12 protein-coding genes are annotated in these 16048 nt (G+C 53.0%); 11 read left to right on the forward strand and 1 reads right to left on the reverse strand.

What is annotated here, in order from left to right:
- Positions 1 to 40 precede the first annotated feature (40 nt).
- The 8 genes from regB (at position 41) to trxA (ending at position 12040) form a co-directional block, all read left to right on the forward strand.
- Positions 41 to 1441 carry a sensor histidine kinase RegB gene (gene regB, locus AB9F27_RS10215; protein WP_335583949.1) on the forward strand — a complete coding sequence of 467 codons (1401 nt, stop codon included), beginning with the start codon at positions 41 to 43 and terminating at the stop codon, positions 1439 to 1441.
- Positions 1442 to 1676: 235 nt separating this feature from the next.
- Positions 1677 to 3194: a PAS-domain containing protein gene (locus AB9F27_RS10220; RefSeq protein ID WP_335583948.1), complete on the forward strand. Its 1518-nt coding sequence runs from the start codon at positions 1677 to 1679 to the stop codon at positions 3192 to 3194.
- A gap of 40 nt (positions 3195 to 3234) precedes the next feature.
- Entirely contained in the window at positions 3235 to 3705 is a 471-nt protein-coding gene (gene tsaE / locus AB9F27_RS10225; RefSeq protein WP_335583947.1) for a tRNA (adenosine(37)-N6)-threonylcarbamoyltransferase complex ATPase subunit type 1 TsaE, read from the forward strand.
- A complete protein-coding gene (locus tag AB9F27_RS10230; protein ID WP_335583946.1) occupies positions 3698 to 4687 on the forward strand; it encodes a phosphotransferase in 990 nt (329 codons plus the stop codon). Before tsaE ends, AB9F27_RS10230 begins: the two co-directional genes overlap by 8 nt.
- Positions 4680 to 5363 (forward strand): nucleotidyltransferase family protein, encoded by a 684-nt coding sequence (locus tag AB9F27_RS10235; protein WP_335583945.1) that lies wholly within the window; start codon positions 4680 to 4682, stop codon positions 5361 to 5363. The genes AB9F27_RS10230 and AB9F27_RS10235 overlap by 8 nt, the downstream gene beginning before the upstream one ends.
- Positions 5356 to 8277 (forward strand): double-strand break repair protein AddB, encoded by a 2922-nt coding sequence (gene addB, locus AB9F27_RS10240; protein WP_335583944.1) that lies wholly within the window; start codon positions 5356 to 5358, stop codon positions 8275 to 8277. The genes AB9F27_RS10235 and addB overlap by 8 nt, the downstream gene beginning before the upstream one ends.
- A complete protein-coding gene (gene addA, locus AB9F27_RS10245) occupies positions 8274 to 11660 on the forward strand; it encodes a double-strand break repair helicase AddA (RefSeq protein ID WP_335583943.1) in 3387 nt (1128 codons plus the stop codon). Before addB ends, addA begins: the two co-directional genes overlap by 4 nt.
- Before the next feature lie 59 nt (positions 11661 to 11719).
- Positions 11720 to 12040 (forward strand): thioredoxin, encoded by a 321-nt coding sequence (gene trxA / locus AB9F27_RS10250; protein ID WP_039002893.1) that lies wholly within the window; start codon positions 11720 to 11722, stop codon positions 12038 to 12040.
- A gap of 53 nt (positions 12041 to 12093) precedes the next feature.
- On the opposite strand, the gene AB9F27_RS10255 is transcribed toward trxA, so the two are convergent.
- Positions 12094 to 12996, reverse strand: coding sequence for a hypothetical protein (locus tag AB9F27_RS10255; RefSeq protein WP_335583942.1), 903 nt, complete (start codon positions 12994 to 12996; stop codon positions 12094 to 12096).
- Between the two features lie 105 nt (positions 12997 to 13101).
- Between AB9F27_RS10255 and hslV the strand changes: the two genes are divergently transcribed.
- From hslV to hslU, 3 genes are read left to right on the forward strand one after another with little or no spacing between them, the layout of a single operon-like run.
- Entirely contained in the window at positions 13102 to 13662 is a 561-nt protein-coding gene (gene hslV, locus AB9F27_RS10260; RefSeq protein ID WP_039002891.1) for an ATP-dependent protease subunit HslV, read from the forward strand.
- Positions 13663 to 14739, forward strand: coding sequence for a hypothetical protein (locus AB9F27_RS10265; RefSeq protein WP_335583941.1), 1077 nt, complete (start codon positions 13663 to 13665; stop codon positions 14737 to 14739).
- A complete protein-coding gene (hslU, locus tag AB9F27_RS10270; RefSeq protein ID WP_335583940.1) occupies positions 14736 to 16043 on the forward strand; it encodes an ATP-dependent protease ATPase subunit HslU in 1308 nt (435 codons plus the stop codon). Before AB9F27_RS10265 ends, hslU begins: the two co-directional genes overlap by 4 nt.
- Positions 16044 to 16048: the final 5 nt, after the last annotated feature.

The raw sequence follows: 16048 nt of genomic DNA on the forward strand, positions 1-16048 counted from the left end.
ACAATCAACTGTGCAACTTGCCGCACAACATGGGGTGCCAATGATCGAAACACAATCGCTCTTCATCAATCAATCCGCGCGCAGCGATTGGATTCGGCTGCGCACGCTGATTGTCCTGCGCTGGGTTGCGATTGCGGGGCAAATAATTGCAATTTCGGTTGCACGGAGCCAGTTCGACATCCAGCTCGATTTGGGCCTTTGTTACTTAGTGATTGCGGCCTCGGTTATCGCAAATTTAATTGCGATTTTCGTCTACCCAGAGAACAAACGCCTCAGCGAGGGGCAAGCCGTCTTGATGTTGCTCTTCGATATTTCGCAACTCATGCTACTGATTTATTTAACCGGTGGGCTGCACAATCCCTTCGCGCTTCTAATTCTCGTTCCAGTCACAATTTCGGCAACGGTTTTAACCCTCCACTCCACAATTCTTCTGGGCACGGTTGCTTTGTGCCTCACTACCCTTGTCGCTCTGCGGAGCACCCCCCTTCAAAACAGCGCGGGTCGCATTTTTCAGGCCGATCCCTTCCTTCTGTTTGGGTTTTGGCTGTCTATCGTCATCGGCACAGTATTTCTCGCCATGTATGCGCGGCGGGTGACCAGCGAGATTCACTCCATGTCCGAAGCACTTTTGGCGACGCAAATGGCACTGGCTCGCGAGCAGAAATTGACTGATCTCGGGGGGGTTGTGGCTGCAGCAGCGCACGAATTGGGCACCCCTCTCGCGACAATAAAACTCGCGGCCTCCGAGATGCTAGACGACCTTGAGGACGGCTCTGACCTTATGGCCGACGCCTTGCTCATCGGCGAGCAAACAGACCGATGCCGCGAGATTTTGCGTTCCATGGGGCGGGCAGGAAAAGACGACCTCCATATGCGTACTGCGCCATTTGAGGCCGTGGTGCGCGAAGCGGCAGAGCCTCACACGAAACGCGGTCGTGACATTCATTTCAACATCGGCCCTGCCCCAAGTGGTCTGCGCGAACACCCCGAAATTCATCGAAGTCCAGAGATTATTCACGGCTTGAGGAACCTCGTTCAGAATGCGGTGGATTTTTCACAGGCAAATGTTTGGATTGATCTCGCATGGACGAACAACCGCATCCAAATTCGAATTGCGGACGATGGCCCCGGTTTTCCGCCGCATTTGATTGGCCGTATTGGGGAGCCTTTTGTCAGACGCCGCGATGCAGGGGTGAAACCGCGCCGCCCGGGTTATGAGGGGATGGGACTCGGACTTTTTATAGCGAAAACACTTCTTGAGCGCACGGGGGCCGAACTAATTTTTGCCAACGGATCGGACCCCTTTTTAACCGAGCAAGAGCGGCCCCTTAAGTGTGGTGCCGTGATCCAAGTTGTCTGGCCTCTCGATGTTCTTGTTGCGTCTGCGGAGGCAACGCGTGGGCGTCTTGGTGAAAACAGTCTTTTTGTACCAAAAGCATAGCCATAGACTCCTTTTTTAAGAAACCTTAATAAGGCGTTAACCTTTCCGGAGCGAATATCCTCCCGTACCCATCAAATGGAATGATTCCTTGTCTGTGCTCTCTTCAGAAACCCTTTTACTGGTGGCGCTCTCTTCATTTTTCGCCGCGGCATGTGGTGTATTCGGTGTGGGTTACTTTTCCGGTCGTGGAAACAAACAATCACATCGGGCACTCCTTCAAGGGGCGGAAAACTCCTTGGTTTTTCTCTTCGACGACGAAAAATTGGTCGATGCCACGACGCGCGCCCGCGCCTTGTTAAATTCCCGCCCGCAAGGGTCATCAGAATGGCGCCAATTTTGCGTTCTCGCCCAGACCCGCTTCCCGGATTTGCCCCTCGAAATGGCAGAGCTGGCGAGTGAGGGTTCCCTCACAATCCAAGCGAGCGATCCCGCCGACTTTGCCGAAATCCGAGCTGAATGGTGGAACGGTGTGGCCCGAATTGAGCTGGTCGAAGACGCAACCGCAAGCACTGAAACGGTAGTTGACCCTCACAGTATGAATGCCATGAAGCGAGAGTTGGAGACTTTGCGTGGGACGGCCGAAATGTCCCCGTATTACGTCTGGCAGCAGACAGTCGACGGCGTGATTACATGGGCTAATTCGAGTTACTTCACCCTGTCGCAAGAATTTGATGGCAGTGCAGAGAAGCCCGTTCAAACATGGCCGCCCTCGCGTCTCTTCCAATCTGTCTCACTCGCCCAAGGCTCGCCCGAAGGACGGGCACATCGTGTTTCAGTGAAATTCCCCGAAGAGACAAATGGTCGTTGGTATGAAGTTTTCAGCACAACTATTGGCGACGAGTCATTGCATTTTGCAACGAGTGCCGACGGGGTTGTTCGCGCCGAAACCGCTTTGCGGGATTTCGTTCAAACGCTGACAAAAACGTTTGCTCACCTCCCGACCGGATTGGCCATTTTCGATAAAAAACGTCAACTCGCGCTCTTTAACCCTGCCCTCACCGACCTCACGGGCCTTCAGCCTATGTTTTTATCCCTTCGTCCAACGCTGGTTAGTTTTTTGGATAAATTACGCGAAGGGCAAGTGATCCCCGAACCTAAGAACTACAAAGGCTGGCGCGCTCAAATTTCCGCACTTGAGGCCGCAGCAGTCGATGGCACCTACTCTGAGACTTGGACGCTCCCGTCGGGCCAAACATATCGCGTAACGGGCCGCCCTCATCCGGATGGGGCTGTCGCGTTTCTTTTTGAGGATATTTCCGCAGAAGTGTCTCTCACACGGCGGTTTAGGCGGGAACTCGAGATCGGACAGGCCGTTCTCGACAGCTTCAGCGAGGCGATTGCAGTTTTTGCATCTGACGGAATGCTCACGATGTCAAACTCTACCTATACATCCCTTTGGGGTGTCGACCCAGGAACCACTCTCGGCGAAATGAGTGTGGTTGACGCAATGGCGCACTGGCGCGCCAAATGTGAGGACAGCCCATTGTGGTCGTCCATTCAAAGCTACATCGCAACAAATGGATCTCGCGAAGAAAAGAGCTTCAAACTTCGCTTGTTGGAAGGCGGTAATTTGACTTGCCGACTTGCCCCAGTCGCTGGTGGAGGAACCCTTATCGCATTTGCGGTAATAAGCAGCCCTGCACTTACCCCTTTGGAACCCATCGAACCCAAAGCTCTCGACACGGAGGAGGTCCCACACGCGGATAGAGCTTCAAAACCAAAGGAGCCACTTCTTTTCAAAATCGAAGCATGATCTCCCTTGCGGTTGGATGTGGCTGCGTTAAATTCGCTACATGTTACCGTTTTCACATCAAATTTCACTTTCCTCTCCTGAGGAGACAGAAGCGCTCGCCAACCGTCTAGCGCCGCATCTTACGTCTGGGGACACAATTCTTCTTGAAGGGCCTATCGGGTCCGGGAAAAGCCTATTCAGTCGATCCCTCATTCTGTCAATTCTAACCCATCCCGAAGACATTCCCTCGCCAACCTTTACACTTGTTCAGGTTTATGATGGGCCTAAGTTTCAGATCTGGCACTGTGATTTGTATCGCCTAGCCCATCCCGACGAGGCATGGGAACTTGGTCTAGAAGAGGCATTCGACGCCTCGCTTTGTTTGATAGAATGGCCAGATAGGCTCGCGGGGCAAGAACCCAAAGACGCCCTGCACATCACTTTTGTTCCCGAAAACGATGAAGTTCGTCTTCTGAAATTTCAATCTCATTCGGCGCGTTGGAACATTTTGACAGAGGTTTTGAATGCCTGATCGCTTTGCACAACTCCTCTTTAGCCCAAGTGGTGTGACCGTAACGCCTCTCGCGGGTGATGCATCCGGTCGCAGATATGCGCGCTGGCGCCACCCTGCATTTGGCAGCATGATCCACATGGACGCCCGCAATGATCGTCCTGACGGCGTTGCGGACTTTATCAAAATTGATATTCACTTGCGAAGCCTCGGCCTCTCTGCACCAGTTATTTTGGCGCAATCTGAGGAAGAGTTACTCCTTGAAGACCTCGGCGACGAGCTCTTTGCCAATATTTTATTGCAAAAGCCAAAGATGGAGACCGACCTTTACATTGGCGCTGCAAACCTTCTCCTCGAAATTCAGACAGCGCCGACGCCAAAAAATCTACCAACGCTTGATCCAGCAACCATGGCAAGGGCCATTGCTCCGGCTTTTGATGCCTATCTCTTGGGCGCAACCGGAAAGGAAAATCCGAGTGCTCAAAGCGCGATATCCCTCGAATTGGAGCGCGTATTGGTTAGGTCTAATTCAAAAGAAACCAAGCTTTTGTTGCGTGATTTCCACGCAGAAAACCTGCTCTGGCTTCCAGATCGCTTTGGTGTTGCCCGCGTTGGTGTTTTGGATTTTCAGGACGCACACGTGGGACACTCGTGCTATGATCTCGCATCATTGTTGGAAGACGCGCGCCGCGATGTTAGCGAGACGACTCGCAAATTCGTTCTCGACCACTTTCTCGACCATTCAAAGCTTGATCCAGATATTTTCCTTGAGGGATTTTGTGCTCAAGCCGCGCAAAGGAACCTTCGTATTTTGGGTGTTCTGGCGCATCTGTCACTTAACAAAGGAAAGCGGCGATATCTAGAGTTTTTACCCCGTGTCTGGGGCCATTTGATGCGTGATCTAGAGCACCCTAACCTTACCAATTTGAAGGCGATCCTCATGGATACCTTGCCGCCGCCATCGCCCGAGGTGCTTTGCCGTCTGGAGGGTCCAGATGCCTAAATCGATCATGATTTTCACGGCTGGCAAGGGCACACGCATGTTGCCCCTTTCCGAAACCCTTCCAAAACCGATGATTTTGGTGAACGGCAAACCACTCGCCGACTATGCTTTTGCACTCGCGCAGGATGAAAACCTTCAAACCGTGATGAACCTTCATTACCTTCCAGACAGTATCGTCCAACATTTCGGACCAAAAGGCGTTCAGTTCTCGAACGAAAAATCCCAACTTCTTGAGACAGGTGGGGGCCTGCGCAAAGCCCTTCCAATTTTACAGAACGCCCCCGTTTTTACCCTTAATTCTGACGCCATTTGGTCCGGCCCCAACCCGCTGACCCTGTTGCGAAAGACTTGGAATCCTACCCAAATGGACGCGTTATTGATGCTCGTTCCCTTAACTCAATCCTTTGGGCACCACGGAAGTGGAGATTTTTCGTCCGATCAAAATGGGCACCTAACGCGCGGTGGCCCCCTCCTTTATACGGGCGCACAGATCATCAAAACCGACCGCCTTGCGGAAATTTCAGAAACCGCATTTTCACTAAACCTATATTGGAATCTTCTCATGCAAAGCGGCCGCGTTTTTGGCGTTACTTATTCAGGGAAATGGTGTGACGTCGGGCAACCCTCGAGTGTGCCTATCGCCGAATCTCTCCTGAAACGTGCCCACGATGTTTAAGCCGAACATCTATGGCATCGCCCCTGGATGTGATTTCCCGGCGGTACTGGTTCATGGCCTTCTGGACCGATATCGCGACAAGCCTCCAGAAGAACTGGCGCGCGTCCAGTTAGTCGTCAATACCGAGCGGATGAAGCGGCGGGTTGTCAGCCTTTTTGCTGCTCAAGGTGCAATTCTATGTCCAAAAATCGGCCTCGTTACGGACCTCGCGTTTGGGGCCGCGGCGGGTATAGAAAAGGCGGTTTCGCCCCTGAGAAGGCGGCTCGAACTCACCCAACTCATCGCCCAACTCCTTGATCAGCAACCAGACCTTGCCGCGCGCGATGCTCTCTATGACCTCGCCGATAGTTTGGCGACTTTGATGGATGAAATGCATGGCGAAGGCGTGGAACCCTGCCGCATTTCGTCCCTTGATGTGTCTGATCAATCGGGGCATTGGGCGCGTTCCCTTGAATTTATTGGTATCGTTGACCGGTATTTCGACAACACCACCGAACCACTGGACAAAGAAGCGCGCCAACGCCTCGTTATCGAAGCGCTTATTTCTTCATGGCAAGATAATCCGCCCAAAAACCCAATTATTCTTGCGGGTTCAACGGGATCGCGCGGGGCAACCCATAAGTTAATGCGCGCGATTGCGGAGCTTCCCAACGGGGCGGTTGTGCTTCCGGGGTTTGATTTTGACATGCCCGCCGAGGTTTGGTCCGGGCTCGATGACGCCCTAACAGCCGAGGATCATCCGCAATATCGGTTCCACCATTTGTTGCAGTCGTTTGAAGTGACCAGCGACAGTGTTTCACAGTGGAGCCTAACACCTGCTCCAAGCCCAGAACGCAATGCACTCATTTCGCTGGCTCTGCGTCCCGCCCCCGTAACCGACCAGTGGATGTCCGAAGGCAAACATCTACCAAGCCTCGCGTCAGCCTGCGAAAACGTCACTTTGGTCGAGGCCTCCTCGTCTCGCGAGGAGGCGGGAGCTATAGCGCTTAGGTTAAGAGAAGCTGTTGATAAAGGCCAGAAAGCGGCTCTAATAACGCCTGATCGTGTGCTGACGCGACAAGTGACCGCCGCCCTTTCGCAGTGGAAAATTGAACCCGACGATAGCGCAGGCACGCCACTTGCTCTTTCCGCTCCCGGTCGGTTTTTACGCCATATTTCCGCACTAATGGGGCAGCAATTGACATCAGAGGCTCTCCTCACCTTGCTAAAACACCCGCTGACAAACACGGGAAGTGGGCAACGGGGCGCGCACCTCAAATTGACACGCGAGTTGGAACTCAAGCTGCGCAGATTTGGCCCGCCCCACCCGCACGCGGATGACCTTCAACTGTGGGCCTCCACGCTGAAGGGCGACGAAAACGCGAACCTCTGGGTCGAGTGGATCATAGGATGTTTATTTGAACTTTCGACCGTTGGGACGCGGAGTCTTTCGGAGCAGTTAGATTTTCATTTGGCTATCGCCGAAAGGCTCGCAAACGGCCCCGCCCCACAGCATCAAAGCCAGTTCTGGTTGAAAAAAGCTGGTGAAAGCGCGCTCCAAACCGTTGAAGCATTGAAGTCTGAAGCGGGCTATGGCGGCGATTTTGCGCCCAGAGATTATGTCGACCTCTTTCGGTCCGTGCTAGACAAAGAAGTTGTGCGCGACCCGATTCAACCTCATCCAAACATTATGATCTGGGGAACACTTGAGGCCCGCGTTCAGGGCGCAGATCTGGTTATTCTTGCAGGTTTGAACGAAGGCGTGTGGCCGGAATCACCAAAACCCGATCCGTGGTTGAACCGAAAAATGCGTGCCGATGCGGGTCTATTGTTGCCCGAACGGCGGATCGGGCTCTCAGCGCACGATTTCCAACAGGCCGTTTGTGCACCAGAAGTCTGGATTACACGCTCTATTCGCAGTTCGGAAAGTGAAACGGTTCCGTCGCGCTGGGTGAATAGATTGGTGAACCTATTGGATGGTTTGCCAAAAACTGGTGGCAAAGAAGCCCTTGATCAAATGCGACGTCGTGGGAATACCTATTTGGCCCTCTTCAAAGCACTTGAGACACCAGAAAAACGGATTGAAAGCGCTAAGCGGCCCTGCCCGCAACCACCAGTCCATGCGCGGCCCAAAAAGCTTTCCGTAACCCAGATCAAGACACTTATTCGCGACCCCTATGCCGTTTACGCGCGCCATGTGTTGCGACTCAAACCGCTGGATCCCCTGCGACAAGTTGCGAGTGCGCCACTGCGCGGAACGGTTCTGCATAGTATTTTCGAGGCAGTCGTGCGCGACATCCCCCTATCCAAACTGAATACCGCCTCCCTTATGGCGGTGGCCGACAAAATCCTGGAAGCTGAGGTTCCTTGGCCCGCAGCGCAACGTATATGGCGCGGGAAATTGGGTCGCTTGGCCGAGTGGTTTGTCGCAACGGAGCACGATAGGCAAAGCAAAGCCACGCCAACTTATTTTGAAAAACGAGGCGAATTGAGGCTGGATAGGCTCGATTTCACGCTTTCTGGAATCGCCGATCGCATCGATGTTGCTCCCGATGGGCGCGCCGTGATCTACGACTATAAAACGACGCCGCCCACTGCAAAAGTGGAACATCTCTTCGACAAACAGCTCTTGCTTGAGGCGACAATGCTTGAACGCGGTGCCTTCCTTGGCGTTGCGGAAAACAGTGTTCAACGCGCGAGTTACATTGGCATCGGCTCATCCCCTGAAGAACGCGACGCGAAACTCGAGGAAACTTCTACGACCGACATTTGGGCGGAGCTGCACACATTGATTGAAAGCTATTTCGCACCCGACCAAGGTTATACCTCGCGTCGCGCTACGAGTGTCGTGGCCCACTACGGCGATTACGACCATCTTGCGCGTTTTGGCGAGTGGGAAGAAAGCGACGCCCCCAACCGTGAGGTGGTATCATGATGCGCCGCGATCAAGCCTCAGAACGCCAAGTCCAAGCGGCCAGCCCCAAAGATTCAACGTGGCTCTCGGCGAACGCAGGGTCGGGGAAAACCCGTGTGCTGACGGATCGCGTTGCGCGCTTATTGCTCGATAAAGTTCTTCCCCAACATATTCTGTGCTTAACTTATACAAAGGCTGCTGCCAGCGAAATGCAGAACCGTTTGTTTGCCCGTTTGGGCAGTTGGGCCATGTTAGAGACGGACGAGCTAAAGGCCGACCTCAAAAAACTTGGGTTCGAGGGGCAAGTCGGCGACGCTGAACTGAAAGAGGCCCGCCGCCTTTTTGCCCGTGCAATCGAGGCTCCCGGTGGATTGAAAATTCAAACAATCCACTCGTTTTGCGCTTCACTGCTGCGCCGTTTCCCTCTTGAGGCAGGCGTTTCGCCCCAGTTTGTCGAAATGGATGATCGGGCAGGCAACCTTCTGCGGGAGGAAGTAGTCGATGAAATGGTACTTGCCGGTGACCAATGGACCGTTGATGGCGTCGCTGCATTACTCACGGATCAAGATTTGACCAAGTTCACTGCTGAAATCTCTAAATACGCCGCAAATTTTCCAACCAGTCCGGATGCAGATGATATTTGGGCGCGATTTGAATTGACCGAAGGGTTTTCGCTGCTCGACCTCGAAGAACGCACGTTTTTGCCCGACGACGGTGCCCTCCTAGAAAGCCTAATGCCCTATTTGGAGGCGGGATCATCTAACGACCACAGAACTCACGCACACCTTCGCGGACTCAACTTTTCGACTCTATCAATTTCCGACCTTGCAATACTCGAAGGCACTTTCTTGACTGGTCAAAAGACAAAGGAACCGTTTACCGCAAAGATTGGTGCCGTTCCAACCAAGCCAGTTCAGAAGCAATTCAGTGACAGCATGGATCGGCTGAATAACTTCATGATGCGCATTGAAGATGCACGCGACACTAAAAACAGGCTCTATGCCGCGCGAAAAACCCTCGCACTGCAGGAATTTTCCGCCGCATTTTTACCCCGATATCAGGCAAAGAAACTCTGGAGGGGTTGGTTGGATTTTGACGATCTCATTCTAAAAGCACGCGATCTTTTGACCGATCCCTTAGTCGCGCAATGGGTCTTGTATCGTTTGGACGGCGGAATTGACCACATTTTGGTGGATGAGGCCCAAGACACCAGCCCCGCGCAATGGAGCGTTATTGAAAACCTTGCCCAAGAATTCACCAGCGGTGCAGGCGCGCGTTCAGACCAAACGCGTACAATTTTCGTGGTTGGCGACAAAAAACAGTCAATTTATTCGTTCCAAGGTGCCGATCCGTCCGAATTTGACCGCATGCAAAAGCACTTCGCCGCGCGTTTGACCCAAATTGGCGTGGGCCTCCAGAGTTTGCAATTGGAACACTCCTTTCGGTCTTCCAGTTCCGTTCTTTCTGTTGTGGACCACAGTTTTTCGGCGCGCCAAGGGCACGGCGTGGGTGGCGAAATGACCCATATCGCCTTTAAGGACGCGATGCCGGGCCGCGTAGATCACTGGCCGATCATTGAGAGTGTTTCGGACGAGGATGATCGCCATTGGGCCGACCCCGTTGATCGTCTTTCTCAAAATCACCACAATGTTCAACTCGCGCGGATGATCGCGGGTGAAATTCGCCGGATGATCGATGAAAACGTCACTATTCCGCAAGAAATTGGCATTTCAGGAACCTATGCGCAACGCCCTGTTACCGAGGGCGATTTCCTCATTTTAGTGCAGGGTCGGAGCGGTATTTTTCCGGAAATCATCCAAGCCTGTAAGGCTGAAAAGCTGGCAATTGCGGGGGCGGACAGGTTTCGGATTGGCGCAAGCCTTGCCGTGAAGGACATCACCGCGCTTCTATCCTTCCTTGCCACGTCCGAGGATGACCTCTCGCTCGCCGCGATTTTGCGCTCGCCGCTCTTTGGTTGGAGCGAACAAGATTTGTATGACCTAGCTCAGAAACGGACGCAAAAGTATCTCTGGCGCGCGCTTCAGGAACGTAAAAAGGAATTCCCCGAAACCGTCTCTATCCTCGAAGACCTCCGCGATTCAGCCGATTTTCTTCGCCCCTATGAACTAATTGAACGCTGCTTGACGGATCATAAAGGCCGCATAAATCTGGTTGCCCGCCTTGGGGCAGAAGCCGAGGATGGCATTGATGCCCTTTTAAGTCAGGCGTTGAGTTTTGAGCAGATGGAAATCCCGAGTCTTACGGGTTTCCTCACGTGGCTTCAATCTGAAGAGGTTGAAATCAAACGGCAAATGGACAGTGCAAGCGACCAGATCAGGGTGATGACTGTGCACGGGGCGAAGGGGCTTGAGGCACCAATCGTTATCCTTCCAGACACACATGCACGCGCAAATGTTGTGAAATCTGAGCTTATACCGCTTGAGGATGGGTTGGTGACGTGGAAAATGCGGGCCACCGAAATGCCGCCCAATATGGCCGATGCCATCGACACGAAGAAGGAACTTCAAGCGCAAGAAAAAATGCGCCTTTTGTATGTGGCGATGACGCGGGCCGAAAAATGGCTCATCACCTGCGGCGCTGGCAAGCTGAACAAAGACGGCCTCGCGTGGCACCAATTGATCGAAGAAGGCATGAAGCAAGCGGGCGCGGTGACGCATACGTTCCCGTCAGGGTTAGGACTTCGATATCAGAGCCTATCGTGGGACGACCTTCCACAAATGCCATCTAAACAAGCTTCGGAAATGCACTCTCCAATCAAGCCTAACTGGGCAATTACTCCCGCACCCGCGCCCATAAAAAATGTCAAACCGCTTTCGCCATCAGACCTAGGTGGCGCAAAGGCGCTCGCAGGCCCAAGCGGGCTGAGTGAGGATGAAGCCAAGGAACGGGGCACGTTGATTCACCTCTTGTTGGAGTACCTTCCTGAGATTTCAGAGGATGAGTGGCCCGCACGGGCGGAAATTTTGGTTGGTGAGATGTTTACTGAGTTACTGCCTGAGGCCGTGCAATGCTTGAAACACACTGATTTGGCGTTTCTATTCTCGGGCAACGCTCTTTCGGAGGTGAATATATTTGCCACCCTACCCGAATTGGCAAAGGGCAATTATACGACGGCGGAGATCTCGGGCTCGGTCGACAGACTGGTGATTGATGAAACTGAAATACACGTGATCGATTTCAAATCCAACGCCGTCGTTCCCGCATCGGCTGATGACGTGCCCGAGGGATTGATGCGCCAAATGGGCGCCTACTGTTCCGCCCTAAGCCAGATTTATCCGAACCACACACTCCGACCCGCGATTTTATGGACTAAAACCGCGACCCTCATGCCGCTCAGTCACGCGAGTGTGACAGATGCCCTTGCGCGTGTGAACATGCCTTGACGATGCCGCGCCGCGTACCTAGGTTTGAGACCTAACAAATTTCCTCTAGGAGAGAGCCGATGGCTACAGTTGCCGTAACCGACCAAACTTTTGACGCCGAAGTCCGCCAGTCTACCGTCCCTGTTGTTGTAGATTTTTGGGCGGAATGGTGTGGTCCATGTAAACAAATCGGCCCTGCTCTTGAGGAGCTTTCCGCCGAATACGGCGACAAAATCAAAGTCGTTAAAGTAAATGTCGATGAAAACCCACAGTCCCCTGGTCAAATGGGCGTGCGCGGGATTCCGGCATTGTTCCTGTTTAAAAACGGCGAAGTTTTCTCCAACAAAGTTGGCGCTGCCCCTAAAGCAGCATTGAAGAGCTGGATTGACGAAGCACTTTAAGCCTTCTTGAATTCGAGTATTAATTGGGCGTCCGTTTTGGGCGCCCATTTTCGTTAAAGTTCCCAGCCACTTTTTCGCATCGCGGCCAAAATGCGCGCTTCTGCATTTTCATTTCCTGCATTGATCGCGGTTTTACGCAGAAACCACAGGAGATAGCTGTCATAACTCTGCGCGGGTTGGTGCACATGTCGAAACGCGGCCTCCAACCCAACGCGACCCACGTTTCCTGCGATGTGGTGAAAATCAATCTGGGCAAACAAAACGGCTGGCTTCTGCAGGAAAAACCCTTTTAGCGCGACCGATGAATTTTGGGTCACAACATAATCGCAGGACGCCAAAAGCGCGTCTGACGGCGTGTCGCTTAACCGAAACCGAGTGTGTTTACCTTCCAAGGCACGCAAACGCGCCAAATCACCTTCAGAATAGGCCTCATTGGGGTGCAGACTGGCGATCACAGAGCGAGTTGCATCAGTGGCAAGTGTTTGTTCAATCATCTCAAGCGGCGAGCAGGATTGAAAGCTTCGGTGTTTCGAAATTTTACCCTGCAATGGCATGAAAATATGCCCCTCACGGGTGACAGGCTGATCGCCAAAATGCCGCTTCCGCATCGAGTTTGCGAACGTTTTTGCCATGTTGGACTCTTGTTTGTCGGCGGGGTAAGGCATACTTGCGACCCGAAAATTCCACCGTTCGGCAACTTTCTCAATGCGCCAAAATGGATAGAAATACGCCCGCCGAAGATTAAGTGCGCGATCATGGAAGGGATCCTCCATGTGAAACAGTGAATACCCTTGAAAATCCTGCGACGCATTTCTATTTTTGGCCGTGTTCAAATGGTAGTCGACCGATACCCCAACACTCGACATCGCTGTTTCAATGCGGTTCATGAGATTGTGGGCACCATTTTCAGCGCTTTTTTTAAAGCCCTCTTCGAGGAAGATATGTAGCGTTTTCAAGGAGTCCATGCTGCAGAACTTAGGTCGCCTTCGGAATATTTCCAAGCAAAGAACTTGTGGGATAGCCCCTAGACGGCCATATACCTAGAAACGACGAGGGGTTTTATGTCAGACGATCAATTTCCAGGGTGGCACGGCACCACAATCATCGGTGTGAAAAAAGACGGTAAAGTTGTGATTGCGGGGGACGGACAAGTCAGTCTTGGACCCACAGTTATCAAAGGGACTGCGCGCAAAGTGCGGCGTTTGTCGCCCGGTGGACATGATGTTGTGGCTGGGTTTGCCGGTTCTACGGCGGACGCGTTTACGCTTCTTGAGCGGCTTGAGGCCAAACTCGAAGCAACCCCCGGACAATTGGCGCGTGCTAGTGTGGAGTTGGCAAAGGACTGGCGCACCGACAAATACCTGCAAAAACTCGAAGCGATGCTGATCGTGACAGATGGTACCGATATTTTGGTTATCACGGGAGCGGGCGATGTGTTGGAGCCAGAACATAACGTAGCCGCCATCGGATCAGGCGGGAACTTTGCACTCGCGGCTGCGCGGGCTCTGATGGATTCTGATCTGGACGCCGAAGCGATTGCGCGCAAGGCGATGTCCATCGCGGCCGATATTTGTGTTTATACCAACGGTAAATTGACCGTTGAAACCATCGAAGCTGTATAAATGGCCGAGTTGACCCTAGATGATGTGCGCGCCGCAGTGGCCGCTGGTGTCCTCAACGAAGTGCAAGCGTCGAAATTGATCACCATGGCCCAATCGCGTCAGGGCGTGCGCGATTTCCTCTCCGGAGAAGACGAGCCGTTCGAGTTTTTTCGCGGCTTCTCTGAAATTTTTGTGACCGTCGGCTTGGGCCTGTTATTCTCGGGCCTGCTGGCGATCACATGGCTAATTGGCGGCGGGGTTTTCGTGCCGATAGTGGGCGTCGTCCTCACGGCACTTTTCGCGATCTACTTCACGAAAAAACGCCGCATGAGCCTGCCAAGTATCGCGTTATCTGCCGGATTTGGCTTGTTTCTGGCCGTCTCGACGGTAACTTTCCTTGGGATTTCGGGAGCAACCACACCAAATGCGAGCCAAGGATTAACGATTGGCCTTGTCGGCATGGTGGGCATGGCTTGGTATTTCTCCTATTTCAAACTCCCGTTTTCGATGTTCGTCCTTGGTGTTTTTGGGATTGTCAGCGTCCTTTCTATTGCAGGAATAGTGTCTGACGACCGGCGCTTCATCTTTGATTTACCCACGTCGCTGTTTGATTTGGGCGCAGGATCGGCCATGGCTTATGGATCGCTAATCTTCGGCCTTCTGGCATTTGCGGGCGGTATTTGGTTTGATCTAAAAGACCCCTATCGCATCAGCCGCTTCGCATCTTCAGCCTTTTGGCTGCACATATTGGCCGCCCCTGCCCTTGTGAATGTGATCGCGCTATCGCTTTTTAATCTGGGTGGTACCTTGGGCGCATTGCTCACGGCTCTCGCTCTCGTGCTGGTAACAATCTTGGCTTTAATCATCGACCGACGCTCTTTTTTGACCGCTGGAATTGGGTACATTGCGATCCTTATTTCCATGGCCATTCAAAACTCCTCCGACGGCGATATCTCTATCGTTGCTACTCTGCTCTTGCTTGGTGGCGGCATTACAATTCTCGGCACATGGTGGGTGCAAATCCGCGCAACCCTCATGCAAAAGCTTCCCGATTTTCCCCTTAAAAACCGCTTTCCCCCCTACTCGGAGTCCGTATGACCGACCTTACGCCCCGCGAAATTGTATCCGAACTTGACCGTTTTATCATCGGCCAGAGTGACGCCAAACGCGCCGTTGCCGTGGCGCTTCGCAGCCGCTGGCGCCGCAATCAGTTGTCGGACGATCTGCGCGATGAAGTTTACCCTAAAAACATCCTGATGATTGGGCCAACTGGCGTCGGAAAGACCGAAATTTCCCGCCGTCTGGCAAAACTGGCGAAGGCTCCGTTCATTAAAATTGAGGCCACCAAATTCACTGAAGTTGGATACGTTGGCCGCGACGTAGAGCAAATCATTCGCGATCTCATGGATAGCGCTATTACCCAAACCCGTGATTTCATGCGCGAAGACGTCCGCGCAAAGGCCCGCGAAGCCGCAGAAGAGCGCGTGATCGAGGCCATTGCCGGCACCGATGCCCGTGAGCAAACCCGCGAGATGTTTCGCAAGAAACTTCGCTCCGGCGAGTTGGACGACACCATTATTGAACTCGAAGTCGCGGACACTTCGAACCCGATGCAAGGTCTCGACATTCCCGGACAACCGGGCGGTGGCGCGACAATGATGAATCTTGGCGATCTATTCGGGAAAGCCATGGGCGGACGCACCACCCGTAAGAAACTAACCGTCGCTCACAGCTTTGAAGTGCTTCTTGGTGAAGAGGCCGACAAGCTGCTGGATGATGAAATCGTGGTTAAACGCGCGCTCGAAAGCGTCGAAGAAAACGGCATCGTGTTTTTAGATGAAATTGACAAAGTCTGCGCACGCTCTGACGCGCGGGGCGCTGATGTTTCGCGCGAAGGCGTGCAACGTGATCTCTTGCCGCTAATCGAAGGCACCGTCGTTTCTACAAAACATGGCCCTGTTAGAACGGACCATATTTTATTTATCGCATCCGGTGCATTTCATGTGGCAAAACCCAGCGATCTTCTGCCAGAACTTCAAGGCCGCCTCCCTATTCGGGTTGAGTTACGCGCCCTAACCGAAGAAGATTTTGTGCGTATTCTGACTGAGACCGAAAACGCACTAACCCTGCAATACACGGCTCTCATGGCGACCGAAAAAGTGAACGTGACCTTTGCCCCAGAGGGTATCGCTGCGCTTGCAAAAATCGCGGCGGAAGTGAACCGGACCATTGAAAACATCGGGGCCCGTCGACTTTACACTGTTTTGGAGCGGGTTTTTGAGGAGCTTTCGTTTACAGCACCCGACCGAGCCGACGAACATATCGTGGTCGACGCCGAATTCGTTGAACAACATCTTGGTGCGTTGGCAAAATCGACCGATATAAGTCGATACGTCCTCTAGGACTA

Origin of the sequence: Falsihalocynthiibacter sp. CO-5D18 (genome assembly GCF_041205445.1) — a bacterium.
Classification (GTDB): domain Bacteria; phylum Pseudomonadota; class Alphaproteobacteria; order Rhodobacterales; family Rhodobacteraceae; genus Falsihalocynthiibacter; species Falsihalocynthiibacter arcticus.

Bases quoted from the DNA above. Each gene is read 5' to 3' on its own strand.
- regB (WP_335583949.1), top strand. From the start codon at position 41: ATGATCGAAACACAATCGCTCTTCATCAATCAATCCGCGCGCAGCGAT.
- AB9F27_RS10235 (WP_335583945.1), top strand. From the start codon at position 4,680: ATGCCTAAATCGATCATGATTTTCACGGCTGGCAAGGGCACACGCATG.
- hslU (WP_335583940.1), top strand. From the start codon at position 14,736: ATGACCGACCTTACGCCCCGCGAAATTGTATCCGAACTTGACCGTTTT.
- AB9F27_RS10230 (WP_335583946.1), top strand. From the start codon at position 3,698: ATGCCTGATCGCTTTGCACAACTCCTCTTTAGCCCAAGTGGTGTGACC.
- trxA (WP_039002893.1), top strand. From the start codon at position 11,720: ATGGCTACAGTTGCCGTAACCGACCAAACTTTTGACGCCGAAGTCCGC.
- hslV (WP_039002891.1), top strand. From the start codon at position 13,102: ATGTCAGACGATCAATTTCCAGGGTGGCACGGCACCACAATCATCGGT.
- tsaE (WP_335583947.1), top strand. From the start codon at position 3,235: ATGTTACCGTTTTCACATCAAATTTCACTTTCCTCTCCTGAGGAGACA.
- AB9F27_RS10265 (WP_335583941.1), top strand. From the start codon at position 13,663: ATGGCCGAGTTGACCCTAGATGATGTGCGCGCCGCAGTGGCCGCTGGT.
- addB (WP_335583944.1), top strand. From the start codon at position 5,356: ATGTTTAAGCCGAACATCTATGGCATCGCCCCTGGATGTGATTTCCCG.
- addA (WP_335583943.1), top strand. From the start codon at position 8,274: ATGATGCGCCGCGATCAAGCCTCAGAACGCCAAGTCCAAGCGGCCAGC.